Genomic DNA, 12,690 nt, shown 5'->3' on the forward strand with positions numbered 1-12,690 from the left:
CCTACTGTTTGATGAATTTTTTATATCCTATAACTGTATTGTCTTTACTGCTAACAACCTGCATAATGTAAGTGCCCGGTACAAATGAGGCTACATTGTTTTGCCAGTTGGGTTGCGATGATGTAGCTGTGGCCATTACCTTACCTTCGCTGTTGGTGATATTTATTTTGTACTTAAAGGTATTTCCATCACCGATTTTCATTTCGGTGTGAATTACATCGATAGCAGGGTTGGGATACAGGTTCATAACGCTGCTTATGGTGTTTTCTGGTTTGTTGGTAAACATTACGGGAGCAATTTTTGAATAGATGAAATCGCCATTTAAGTCAACCTGTTTTAAACGGTATTGGTTTAAGCCCTGTGCGGGTGTTTGGTCATTGAGCGAATAGTTTTTTGCCCCGCTTGAATAAAGTGTGCCTATTGGGTTGAATGTTTTACCATTGTCTGTACTCCGCTCAACAATATAGGTTGTGTAGTTGGCTTCATTTTCTGCAAGCCAGCTAATTTGGGCGCTGCTGTTTATTTTCTTAGCGTCAAAACTAAGTAAATGCACCATGAGGGCCTGATTTTGACGCAATACCAGTTGAAGTCTGTCCGGGCCAAAAGTAGCACTGTTGCTTTTATCTATAGTAAAATCGTATTCAGGATGAGCCTTGATATTCACCGAGTCTTTTGAAAAATTGTCCTTTAGCCAAACCTCGTACAAATCAGGAAGGTTATTTAAGTCGGTTAGTTTTAATTGGTATGGGCCGGTTGCTGTTGCATCAGCAAACAGGCGGATGGTTTCGTCGGTTTTGCCCGGCAGGGGACGGCGATTGATCGAAACCTGCACGCTATCGCTCGATAATACTGAAAGGCTTTCAAGGGCACCGCTGCCACCCAGGTCTTCGGTATCTTTATCTTTATCAAAAGCAGGCGAAACATCTTTAACAAGTACTATTGCTACACCATCCTGGTTTAATGAATCTTTAATCAGCTGCAATCGCATCAGTGGCCCCGGCCCTGTAAATTGATTGTTTTGAGGTTCTGCAGCAGCAAAACTGCTTTGTTTGCTGCTTGCCATTGCTAATGGCAAATTTCCCTGGGGGGCGCTAAGCACCTTAAGCAGCGTTGTTGATACCGGGGGTTGGGTATTTGTTTTAGCCGATTCCCTGAAAATCAGGCTTTGACCGGTTCCCGTAGCCCTGATAAAAAAGCCCTGTCCACTGGCTATCATATTACTGGCTGCCCCGTTGCTAATGCTTTGAATACCCGGATTAATTCTTGTTGTGGTATCCGCAGCTGAAGTTATTTGACTGGCATTTTGCTGGTAACTTTCATATTGTTTGTTTGTTGGATTGTAAACCCACATAGACAAGACAGGCGGCACGTTGGCGGCCACAGCAGTGTAGATCTGCGCTTTTTGACCCGAAATATAAATGGACGAAGACGGATCGGCATTTCCGCCGGATACTCCTTTACGATTAAGTTTTTCAAAATTAATAGTACTTGCGTAAGGGTTACCTACAAGATTATAGCCTTGTACCCTGCTGCCGATTGTATTGGTATATAATAATGAGCTTGACCCGTTATACCAGTGTTTAAATGTGATATTTCCCTGGTTTAAAGATCCTGTACCGGTAAAGGTGGTATTTTCGGGCACGTGCGCTACTACTGTTGCCTGGGCTATGGTTGTTGATCTGTCGCCCCTGAAAAAAAAGAGGAATCCGTTGCCCGCGTATAAAGTAAAAGTTCCGGATTCGTTATCAAATGAATAGGGTGATGAGATAATGCTGTTTACCCCCCTGTAATTGCCGGTTGTGAAACTTGTATTTGACCGTGCTGTATTTTCCCTAAAAAAATATATAGTAGGGTTATTTGCATTGGGCGAAGGGTCAAAGCCGCCAGCCGCCATAGTAGTGCCCGTTACATATGAATTAGCTTTGAGGTAGGCCAGCGTAAATGCACCGGACCCGTTGTTTACCGGCGATGTAAGCAACCTGTACCCACGGCGGCTTGCACCCCCGTTAATATAGCGCTGTGCATTTACATTGCCGGTAATGGCTGTACCCGGCGGAACGCTTGCTACAGTGGCCGAGCCCGATGCGTCAGAAATTAAAGTGAGTATGCCTCCGGTGGCCAGCGTTGCTGTACCTCCCATAGTTAATATACCTAATGATGATACGGAGAATTTACCGGTGCCCGACATTGTTTTGGTACCGCTGTTCTGAACAAAAACATTTTTAAAAACAACGCCGTTACCGCTGTCTGACGCTGTGTCTTTAAGGGACTGGGTTGTGCCTTTGAATATAACATTAGGGTTATTTGTTACAGCGTCAACTTTGCCTAAAACCGAGGTCCAGTCGCCATACACGGTCAGGTCGCCGGAGTTGATTGATTTTGTAGCTGACGACGAAAATTTTATGTTTTGGCAAACTGTTGGGATCGTATCCAGTTGCGTGGTGGTTTTACTGTATACCGTTTGCGAGGTGGGGGTAGTACCCCCATAGGCATATTCTACAGTGCAAATACCTGTCCCTGTTCCTGTATTATGGTAAAAATCAATTGAACCATCGTTGCTGCCCGGTTTAATTGGTGTGGCATTTGTTAACTTAAGAGTTGGGTTAAGTGCTGAGCCGGAAGGCACATCGACATATATATTGGCCGTAGCACCGGTTCCAAGCGTTAGGGAAATACCTGTTGGTGAAACCGAGGTATTAGTATATAGCTGCCCACCAACGGTTGTTGTGCCGCCACGCACGTAAAAAGCGGAGTTATTAATTTGGAGAAGATTTATTCCTAAAACAGCGCTTGTAGTTCCGTAGACACTTACATCGCCCGATATCTGTAAATTATTAACCGTAGATATTAATGATGTTTGGTTAACTGTAATTGCTCCAACGCTTAAAAAGCTGGTATTGCCAACCTGCAACGATGAGCAAGTTATAGTACCGGTACCCGTAATGGTATTAACAACAGAACCAAGACCAAGCAGCGTTACTACAGGTGGATTTTGGGCGATTAACCCTGCACCTGTTCCTGTACCTGATACCGTCAGGGTTCCGTTAACTGTAAGTGAGAGTCCACTTGTTGCATTAAAGGTGACCGACTTACATACGGCTGCGGTTCCGCTTGCAATTATTGGTTGAGATGAATTTAATAAAGCGAGGTTAATTACAACATCTTCACTTGCCGTTGGAAAATGGCCTAAGCTCCAATTGCTGTTATTGATCCAGCTTGTTGTTCCTCCAATGAGTGGAGGGTTCCAGATATTTTGCGCTGATGCCGCATAACTAAGAAATAAAAATAAAATCAATAAGATTGTATTTTTCATAAATATACAATTTTGATACTATTTTTTATATTCTTAAAAGCTATTTTATTGATTACTAACAGCTTTTAAAGATGACCAGTATCAACGTATAATTACGATTAAACGCCTGTAAATGTTATTGTTTTTAACGAATGAATAAAATGAATAAACAAAATAGGAATGAACAAAGCGGTCGACTTATCTATTAATATAAGTAATTTTTAGGTATGAATAATGTATTTAATAATATTTTTAACGTTTAAACATGAGTTTTAACAAACGTATAAATGCCTTAATAAAGAACACAGGTATTTAAGTTGTAAAATACGTTCACAACCGTAGGGAGGGGGAAATGATAACTGATAAATTATATAATCCGGGCTATAATTTGCTATTCAAATTTAATTTGCCAGTTGATGATGTTTTTGTCGTCGCTTACTGAAAGCAACTGATCGGGGGCGGCCCAGGCTATTTTATTGATAGAGAGTACATGACTGGGGAATCCTTTTTCCCTGCTGATGTTTTTGTAGAGTTTAAAATCATCTGACCCCCAAATCTTGATACTTTTATCCATGCTTGCAGTGGCAAAATAAGGCAGAGTGGGGTGGAACACTATATGGTTTACCGCGAACAGGTGCGCCGGAATGCTTTTTATTTCGTGATAACTGCTGGTATCCCAGATTTTTACCTGGGCATCTCTTGAGCCGGAGGCAATGTAGCTTCCATCGGGGGCGTAGGCAAGTGCAAACACAGCCATGGTATGGCCGTGGAGGGCTTTAATAATGGTATAATCTTCCAGATCGTAAACGGCAATGTGATTATCACGGCAACCGAAACACACTTGTTTCTGATCGGGAGAAACTGCTATACAACGCACCGTATCCTTAGCAACCGTTATCGTGTGCACTATTTCAAGCGTCTTAAGGCTCCATACCGACACGGTACCATCTTCAGAGGCTATTAGTAACTCATCTTTTTTAACAGACGATTTGATGTCAAAAATCGCTTTACGGTGATGACGTAATGGCTTAAGTAATTTTTGCTGAATAAAATCAAACACCAAAACCTCGCCGCTGCGTAAGCCGGCAAACATTAGAGGATGGCCCTGAGGGCAGTGAATAGCATAAATTGAAGCATTAACCGGAAACATCACCTTAATGAACGAAAAATCATTCAAACTCCACTCAACCAAGCCTTTATCGTTGCCGCCGGTAAATAATATCCCCGGCTTCTGCGATAGTTCAAGCGTGAATATAGGGTTGACGTGGCCTGTAAGTTCGGCTGTTTTTTGTACGGTGATCATTTTTTAGTTCATGGTTGATGGTTCATAGTTCATAGCCGAATAAGATGGCTTGGGCTGTTTAGCCATGAACCATGAACAAAATTACTTATGTCTTGATTCCAGGTTTTTGGCTATTGTTTCTAATGTTAAACCTTTTTCGCGAAGCAGCACCAGCAAATGGAAAACCAGGTCTGATGATTCGTTGATCAGGTCGGTTTCTGTTTCGGCAAGGGCTGCTATTACAGTTTCAACCCCTTCTTCACCAACTTTCTGGGCTATTTTATTGAGGCCTTTGTTGCGAAGCTTGTTTACGTACGATCCTTCAACCGGGTTAGTATATCTATCGGCAATGATGTTTTCCAGCTCCAGTATAAAGTTTTGATTAAATTCGGTATTGAAGCAGCTGCGTGAACCTGTATGGCAGGTAGGGCCGTCAGCTTTAACTTTAATCAGCAGGGTATCGTTATCGCAATCAATACTGATATTTTTTACATGCAGGAAATTGCTGCTGGTTTCGCCTTTGGTCCACAGGCGATTTTTTGAGCGGGAGTAAAAAGTTACGATATTTTCCCGTACGGTTTTATCGTAAGCTTCCTGGTTCATGTAACCCAGCATCAAAACTTCAAGTGTTTGCTCGTCTTGTATGATTACGGGGACAAGTCCGCCGGTTTTTTCAAAATCTATGTTCATAATAGCTGCTTTTCAATTCCCCTCTTGAGAGGGGGAGCGTAGGTTTGTGAGCTGGCAGGGGTGTGTTCTAAGCTTGACGAGAAACACACCCCTGCACCCCTCTCAAGAGGGGAATCGCGCTTGGCCACCACTTTTTATTTTAACATTATCAAATTCTAACTTCTATCTTATTATCCTGCAATATCCGTTTTAAATCCGGTATCAATATCTCACCATAATGAAATACCGAAGCCGCCAGGGCTGCATCAACATTGGTTTTTTCAAAAACATCAACAAAGTGCTCCACCTTACCGGCACCGCCAGAGGCTATTACCGGTATATGAACTGCATCGTTCACTGTTTTAAGCAGCCCATTGTCAAAGCCTCCCTTGGTACCATCATGATCCATGGATGTAAGCAGGATCTCGCCTGCGCCACGGCTTTCGGCTTCCAATATCCATTCCAACGTTTGGCGCTCTGTTGGCAGCCTGCCGCCATTCAAGTGTACTACATTTTTATCGCCAATACTGCGGGTATCCACTGCTATTACCACAAACTGAACGCCGAAAGCAGCAGCCAGTTCATCTATCAGCTTAGGGTTACGCACCGCTGCCGAGTTGATGGAAATTTTATCTGCGCCCGCATTAAGCAGCGCATCAGCATCGGCTATTTCATTGATGCCGCCACCAATGGTAAAGGGAATATTGATTTGTCTTGCAACAGCTTTTACAAGCTCCACCATGGTTTTACGGCGCTCAACGGTTGCGGTAATATCCAGGAAAACGAGTTCATCGGCGCCCTGGTTGGAGTAATTCCAAGCCAGTTCAACGGGGTCCCCGGCATCGCGAAGGTCTACAAAGTTTACGCCTTTAACAGTACGGCCGTCTTTAACATCTAAACAGGGAATAATTCTTTTCGCAAGCATGGGGCTATTTAATACATCCGTCATTGCGAGGTACGAAGCAATCCCCGACTATACAGGGCGGACCTGCCGGTAGGGGATTGCTTCGTACCTCGCAATGACGTTTTTTAATACATTGTTATATTGAGATGAGGGCATCCAGATTCCAGTGCTTCACATCTTCAATAGTGATGTGACCTTCGTATATCGCTTTCCCAACTACTACCGACTCAACTTTTAAGCGGTTAAGTTTTTCGATATCGCCCATAGAGCTTACGCCGCCTGATGCTATCAGTTTAATGAATGGTGAATGATCAAGCAGTTTTTCGTATAGTTCAATACCTGCGCCGCCCAATTTGCCATCCTTGTTAATGTCAGTGCACAGGAAACGGAAGAAACCTAAGGCAAGGCATTTATCAACATAATCCATTAGTTTGATGGGCGAGCTTTCCATCCAGCCGGAGTATTTGATCACCTCGTCGAGTACGTCGATGGCTACAACAACCTGGTCAGAACATTTGTCTTTTCCGCAGATCTCTTTGCTGAGCTCTGGTAAAAAATCAGGGTTAGTAAGGGCTTGCGTGCCAACAATTACGCGGTGAACGCCTGCATCTATCAGTTCTTTTACTTTTTCGATACTGCGGATGCCACCGCCGTATTGCACCTTCATGTCGGTTTTGCGGATCACATCAAACAGGTATTGCTGATTGCTGAAATCGTTTTTTGCGCCGTTAAGGTCGATAATATGAATGAAGTTGGTGCCGTTGCTTTGGTAGCGCTCAATCATTTCTTCAAGGGTAACGTCGTATTCGGTTACCTGTCCGTAGTCGCCTTCACGAAGGCGGACTACCTTCTTGTTCAAAATGTCAATGGCAGGAATAATGTACATATCCTTTATATTTTTGAGAAATTAGTTAACAATGTTTCGCCAAACACACCCGACTTTTCGGGGTGGAATTGTACGCCATAAAAATTATCAAGCCAAATTGATGCCGAAAATTCATTTCCGTAATCGGAGGCCAATAAAGTGTATGCTTTATCATACTCAATAAAGTATGAATGTACAAAGTAAAAATGTGAACCTGACGGTATATTTTCAAATAGCGGGTTTTCTTTTTCGGGGTAAACCCTGTTCCAGCCGGTGTGCGGAACTTTATGATCGGCGCTATCTTTAAATCTTAAAGTTTTAACCGGTATGATATCCAACAGGTTAGAGTCGCCCTCTTCCGAGTGGGAAGTAAGCAGTTGCATCCCCACGCAAATACCCAGCGTAGGTTTTTTAAGCGCCTTAATAGCCGGCACAAGCCCGGTAGCCTTAAGCTTGTTCATGGCCGCACCCGCATGGCCAACGCCCGGGATGATGTAACGGTCATACTTATCAAAATCTTCTTCGCTGTTGATAAAGCCATAGGGGATACCTAAGCGCTCTAAAGCGGCAGTAAGGGAAAATATGTTTCCGGCTCCGTATAGTATAATACCTATCATTTTTTTAGATTAAAGATGTCAGGAACCAAGATTCAAGAAAAAGACCTTTTTATTAAAATCTCTTGCTTCCTGATCTCTTGTTTCTTGCCTCTGGGCTTATAAAAGCCCCTTTGTACTTGGTAAAACCATCTTATCTACATCACGTTTTACGGCTACTTTTATTGCCTTGGCAAAGGCTTTAAATATAGCTTCAATTTTGTGGTGTTCGTTCTGTCCTTCGGCCTTTATGTTCAAATTACTTTTTGAAGCATCGCTGAATGATTTGAAGAAATGGTAAAACATTTCGGTTGGAACATCGCCCACTTTTTCGCGTTTGAAATCGGCATCCCAAACTATCCAGTTACGTCCACCGAAATCGATAGCAGCTTGCGCCAGGCAATCGTCCATAGGCAGGCAGAAACCGTAACGCTCAATGCCCATTTTGTTGCCCAAAGCAGCGGCGAATACTTCTCCTAAAGCTATACCGGTATCTTCAATGGTGTGATGCTCGTCGATATGGAGATCGCCCTTGGCTGTAATTTCCAGATCGATGCTGCCGTGGCGCGCGATCTGATCCAACATGTGGTCAAAGAAATGCAGACCGGTTGATATTTTAGCATCGCCCTTACCGTCGAGGTTTATTTTGATATAAATATCAGTTTCCTTGGTAGCACGACGGTGCTCAAATACCCGCTGACCGAGTTTCAGAAACTCATAAATCTTTTGCCAGTCGGTAGTTTCCAAAGCGATCACATCATCAATATGATCTGCTTCACTAAATTCGCTTCCGCCTAAATTGCTGTTGTTGTTAAGCCAGATAGCTTTTGCGCCCAGGTTTTTAGCCAGCAGTACATCGTTTTTACGATCGCCGATGGTGAACGAATTTTTCAGGTCGTATTTCTCCGCATCTAAGTACTGGGTAAGTAATGCTGTGCCGGGTTTGCGGGTAGGAGCGTTGTCGCGGGCAAAAGTACGGTCGATGATCTGGTTGGCAAATTTTACGCCTTCTCCTTCAAAGGTTTGAAGAATGAAATTGTGTACAGGCCAAAATGTATCTTCAGGATAAACAGAGGTGCCCAAGCCGTCCTGGTTGGTAACCATTACCAGCTCAAAATCAAGCTCTTTAGCTATTTTGGGCAGATAGGTTAACGCGCCGGGATAAAACTCAAGTTTGGCAAATGAATCAATTTGCTCATCGGCAGGCTCTTTGATCAGCGTGCCGTCACGGTCAACAAACAATATTTTTTGAAGGTTGCTCATCCTGTATAATTAGTGATTTAGTGAATTATTGAATTGGTGATTTTTTTACCTGAAAGTATTAAGGGTTTCGAGTAAAACGGTGTTTTCATCCGGAGTGCCTACTGTTATCCTCAGGCAGCCTTCGCAAAGTTCAACTTTTGACCGGTTACGTACGATAATACCCTGTTTTACCAGGAAGTCGTAAATGCCATTGGCATTAGTGGTTTTTACAAGGATGAAGTTAGCATCAGATGGATAGATATCTACCACAAAATCAAATTCTTTCAGTTGTAAAACCAACCTGTCGCGCTGTGCAAGCGTTTCTTTGATCCATTCATTAACCTGACCAACATTTGCCAAAGCCGCCAAAGCCAGTTGCTGCGATGATTCGTTTACGTTATAAGGTGGTTTTACCTTGTTCATCACCTCAATGATCTCTTCGCTGGCGAAGGCCATGCCCACGCGTAAACCAGCCAGGCCCCATGCTTTAGAAAGAGTTTGCATTACCACAAGGTTAGCGCACTCGGTAAGTTCCTGTATAAATGATTTTTGACGGCTGAAATTGATATAAGCCTCATCAACCACTACAATTCCGCTAAAGTTGGCGAGCAAGGTTTGAATATCATCGCGGTTGATGGAATTGCCAGTCGGGTTATTTGGCGAGCAGATAAAGATGAGCTTGGTGTTTTTATCGATAGCCTCGGCAATGCCTTCTAAATTAAGCTGGTAATCTTCGGTAAGGTTTACCTTACGTGCTTCAATATCGTTGATGTTCGCTGATACCTCGTACATGCCATAGGTTGGCGGCACCAGGATCACGTTGTCGACACCCGGATTGCAAAAACTACGGAACAGGATATCGATAGCTTCATCGCTGCCGTTACCCACAAAAATATTGCGCGGCGGTACGCCTTTAATTTCGGTGATGCGTTTTTTTAGATCGTACTGTAAAGGATCTGGGTAGCGGTTAAACTGCTGATCTAAAGGGGAGCCAAAGGCATTTTCATTGGCATCAAGGAAAACGCTTGCTTCGCCCTGGTATTCGTCACGTGCCGATGAATAGGGCACAAGGCGTTTTATATTTTCTCTAAGGATATTATTTATGTCGAACATTGATCATTCATATAAATTATGTCATTGCGAGCGATAGCGTGGCAACCGCACGGAAGCATGGCTGCTCTGTATAGCAAGCGATTGCTTCGTCGTTCCTCCTCGCAATGACATGTGGTGTTAAAACTATTGTTAATTGCTCATCCTCACACTCACCGCATTTCTGTGCGCATGCAAGCCTTCCAGCTCGGCCAACACTTCAACGGTATGGCCAATGTTGTTAATTCCCTCGCGGGTGATATGCTGAAAGGTGATCTTCTTCACAAACGAATCGACCGATACGCCAGAATAAGCCCTTGCATAGCTGCTTGTTGGCAGCGTGTGGTTAGTGCCTGATGCATAATCACCAGCGCTTTCGGGAGTAAGGTTGCCTAAAAATACCGAACCTGCATTGATGATACTGCCGGTGATCTGCTCCCAGCTATGAGTGGCCAGTATCAGGTGCTCCGGCGCGTATTGATTGCTGAAAGTCATTGCTTCACTTAAGCTACTGGTTACCACTATGTACGAGTTATCGATGGCCAGTTTGGCTATCTCGGCGCGGGGTAATACCGGTAATTGTTTTTCAACTTCGGCAATGGCTTTTTGGGCAACATCGGCAGAGGTACAAACCAATACCGCCTGGCTGTCGATACCATGCTCGGCCTGGGCCAGCAGATCGGCTGCGATATAGGCCGGAATAGCGGTTTCATCTGCTATGACCAATACTTCCGACGGACCAGCTGGCATATCAATGGCCGTAGTAGTGGTTGATTGGATGATGGTTTTAGCCTTGGTTACAAACTGGTTACCCGGTCCAAAAATCTTATCAACCTTCGGGATGCTCACTGTTCCGTAAGCCATGGCTGCCACAGCCTGTGATCCGCCAGCAAGATAGATCTTGTCAATACCCAACATCAGTGCCACATAAGCTATAAAGGCATTTACCTTACCGTTTTTTTGCGGAGGAGAGCAAACTACTATTTCATGACAGCCTGCTATACGTGCCGGGATACCCAGCATCAAAAATGTACTTGGCAATACCGCCGAACCGCCGGGAATATACAAACCAACTTTTTCAATCGGCCGTAGTTCGCGCCAGCAGGTTACACCGGGCATGGTTTCAACCTTATCCTCGGTTTTTAGCTGCGTTTGGTGAAATTTATGGATGTTGCTGTAGGCCGTTTCTAATGCTGCCTTCTGATCGGCAGATATCGCTTTGGCTATTTCTTCCAGTTCTGTTTTATCAAGATAAAGCTTGTTTAGTTCTACCTTATCAAACTTTAAGGCATAGTCAAATAAAGCACTGTCACCATGCTGCTGCACGTTGGCAATTACATCTTCAACAATAGCTCTGATCTCATTTGCCGGGTCAACATTGCGCTGAACCAGTTTCTGGATCTCGGTAGATGAAAGTTCTGAATAATTGTATGTCTTCATGAGCCCCCCAGCCCCCTAAAGGGGGAGTTATGTTAGTAAATAAACAGCCCTCCCTTTTACTCCCCCTTTCGGGGGCCGGGGGGCGCAACTACTATAAAATGATCTTCTCAATAGGCATTACCACAATGCCTTGTGCGCCGGCTTGTTTAAGCTGGCTTATGCGGTCCCAGAAATCGCGCTCGGGGATCACGGTGTGTACTGCTACCCAACCTTCTTCGGCTAATGGCACTACTGATGGACTTTTTACGCCTGGCAGTAAAGCCGTAACCGCTGCAAGGTTCTGTTTTTCAACGTTAAGTACCACGTATTTAGTCTCTTTAGCACGTAAAACAGATTGGATGCGCTGGATCAGTTCCAGTACAAGGTTGCTCTCTGCAATGGCTTTGCTGCCAATCAGTACCGCTTCTGACGACATTACATCGGCAAAAGGTTTCAGGCCGTTGCTTTTTAATGTACCTCCGGTTGATACCAGGTCGCAAATAGCATCGCTCAAACCTAAACCCGGTGAAATTTCAACCGAACCGGAAATAGTGCGGATATCTGAAGTAATATTTTGTTGTTTCAAAAACTTGCCTAAAATGGCAGGGTAGGTGGTAGCAATTGCTTTGCCGTGTAAATCGGCAAGGGAATTGATATCGCTGTTGTTTGGTACAGCTATTTTGAGTGAGCATTTACCAAAGCCCAAACGTTGCAGGTAGCTTACTTCAACTTCGGTTTCCTGGATCACGTTTTCACCTACGATACCCAGATCGGCAATGCCATCCTGCACATATTCAGGGATATCATCGTCGCGAAGGAACAGGATTTCTAAAGGGAAATTGGATACCGGGGAGATCAGCGAGCTTTTGTAGTTTTCAAAATTTAAGCCGCAATTTTTTAATAATTCAACAGATTTTTCGTTGAGCCTACCCGATTTTTGGATAGCTATTTTAAGTGTTTTCAAAAGATTGAATTTAAGAGACTATGATAAAAAAGAATATAAACGGAGGTTGTTATTTCGCGTAGAAACATACATATTAACTGATCACCACATGGTGGTGATGCAGATGAAGATGATGTAGTGCGATACCGTTCATTTTTTATATAGTAAAACTATAGATTAGCGCTGCAAATATAGACAGATGTTTTTTAAATCAAAATTTAATGTAAAAAAGTATGCCCATGCGTGAAATTTTAAAGAAGTTTCATAGCTTTTTAGGCAGGCTTTTAGAATTTAATTTTGTTAGCTATCGGATTTTTTGCCGCTGTTGGTGTCGTCATCGACAACTTTACACCATGCATAATTACTTTGTTAATTCATGATAAGGAAACAAA

10 protein-coding genes are annotated in these 12,690 nt (G+C 43.6%); all 10 read right to left on the reverse strand.

Going from position 1 to position 12,690, the window contains the following annotated elements; genetic code table 11:
• Window position 1: 1 nt before the first annotated feature.
• On the reverse strand, window positions 2-3,313 hold the full coding sequence (locus MTO98_RS10985) for a T9SS type A sorting domain-containing protein (protein ID WP_243486696.1): 3,312 nt from the start codon (window positions 3,311-3,313) through the stop codon (window positions 2-4).
• A 370-nt stretch (window positions 3,314-3,683) separates the two neighbouring features.
• Entirely contained in the window at window positions 3,684-4,595 is a 912-nt protein-coding gene (locus MTO98_RS10990; RefSeq protein WP_243486697.1) for a WD40 repeat domain-containing protein, read from the reverse strand.
• Window positions 4,596-4,676: 81 nt separating this feature from the next.
• Window positions 4,677-5,264: a bifunctional phosphoribosyl-AMP cyclohydrolase/phosphoribosyl-ATP diphosphatase HisIE gene (gene hisIE, locus MTO98_RS10995; RefSeq protein WP_243486698.1), complete on the reverse strand. Its 588-nt coding sequence runs from the start codon at window positions 5,262-5,264 to the stop codon at window positions 4,677-4,679.
• Window positions 5,265-5,412: 148 nt separating this feature from the next.
• Window positions 5,413-6,168 (reverse strand): imidazole glycerol phosphate synthase subunit HisF, encoded by a 756-nt coding sequence (gene hisF / locus MTO98_RS11000; protein ID WP_121229720.1) that lies wholly within the window; start codon window positions 6,166-6,168, stop codon window positions 5,413-5,415.
• A gap of 115 nt (window positions 6,169-6,283) precedes the next feature.
• On the reverse strand, window positions 6,284-7,033 hold the full coding sequence (locus tag MTO98_RS11005; RefSeq protein WP_243486699.1) for a HisA/HisF-related TIM barrel protein: 750 nt from the start codon (window positions 7,031-7,033) through the stop codon (window positions 6,284-6,286).
• 5 nt (window positions 7,034-7,038) lie between these two features.
• A complete protein-coding gene (hisH, locus tag MTO98_RS11010) occupies window positions 7,039-7,629 on the reverse strand; it encodes an imidazole glycerol phosphate synthase subunit HisH (protein ID WP_243486700.1) in 591 nt (196 codons plus the stop codon).
• 96 nt (window positions 7,630-7,725) lie between these two features.
• Window positions 7,726-8,868, reverse strand: a complete 1,143-nt coding sequence (hisB, locus tag MTO98_RS11015) for a bifunctional histidinol-phosphatase/imidazoleglycerol-phosphate dehydratase HisB (protein WP_243486701.1) — start codon at window positions 8,866-8,868, stop codon at window positions 7,726-7,728.
• A gap of 45 nt (window positions 8,869-8,913) precedes the next feature.
• The gene (gene hisC, locus MTO98_RS11020; RefSeq protein WP_243486702.1) at window positions 8,914-9,960 is read right to left on the reverse strand and encodes a histidinol-phosphate transaminase; all 1,047 of its coding nucleotides are present in this window, start codon (window positions 9,958-9,960) and stop codon (window positions 8,914-8,916) included.
• Window positions 9,961-10,089: 129 nt separating this feature from the next.
• The gene (gene hisD, locus MTO98_RS11025; protein ID WP_243486703.1) at window positions 10,090-11,376 is read right to left on the reverse strand and encodes a histidinol dehydrogenase; all 1,287 of its coding nucleotides are present in this window, start codon (window positions 11,374-11,376) and stop codon (window positions 10,090-10,092) included.
• Window positions 11,377-11,467: 91 nt separating this feature from the next.
• Window positions 11,468-12,319: an ATP phosphoribosyltransferase gene (hisG, locus tag MTO98_RS11030; RefSeq protein ID WP_243486704.1), complete on the reverse strand. Its 852-nt coding sequence runs from the start codon at window positions 12,317-12,319 to the stop codon at window positions 11,468-11,470.
• Window positions 12,320-12,690 lie beyond the last annotated feature (371 nt).

The organism is Mucilaginibacter sp. SMC90 (genome assembly GCF_022811725.1).
Lineage (GTDB): Bacteria > Bacteroidota > Bacteroidia > Sphingobacteriales > Sphingobacteriaceae > Mucilaginibacter.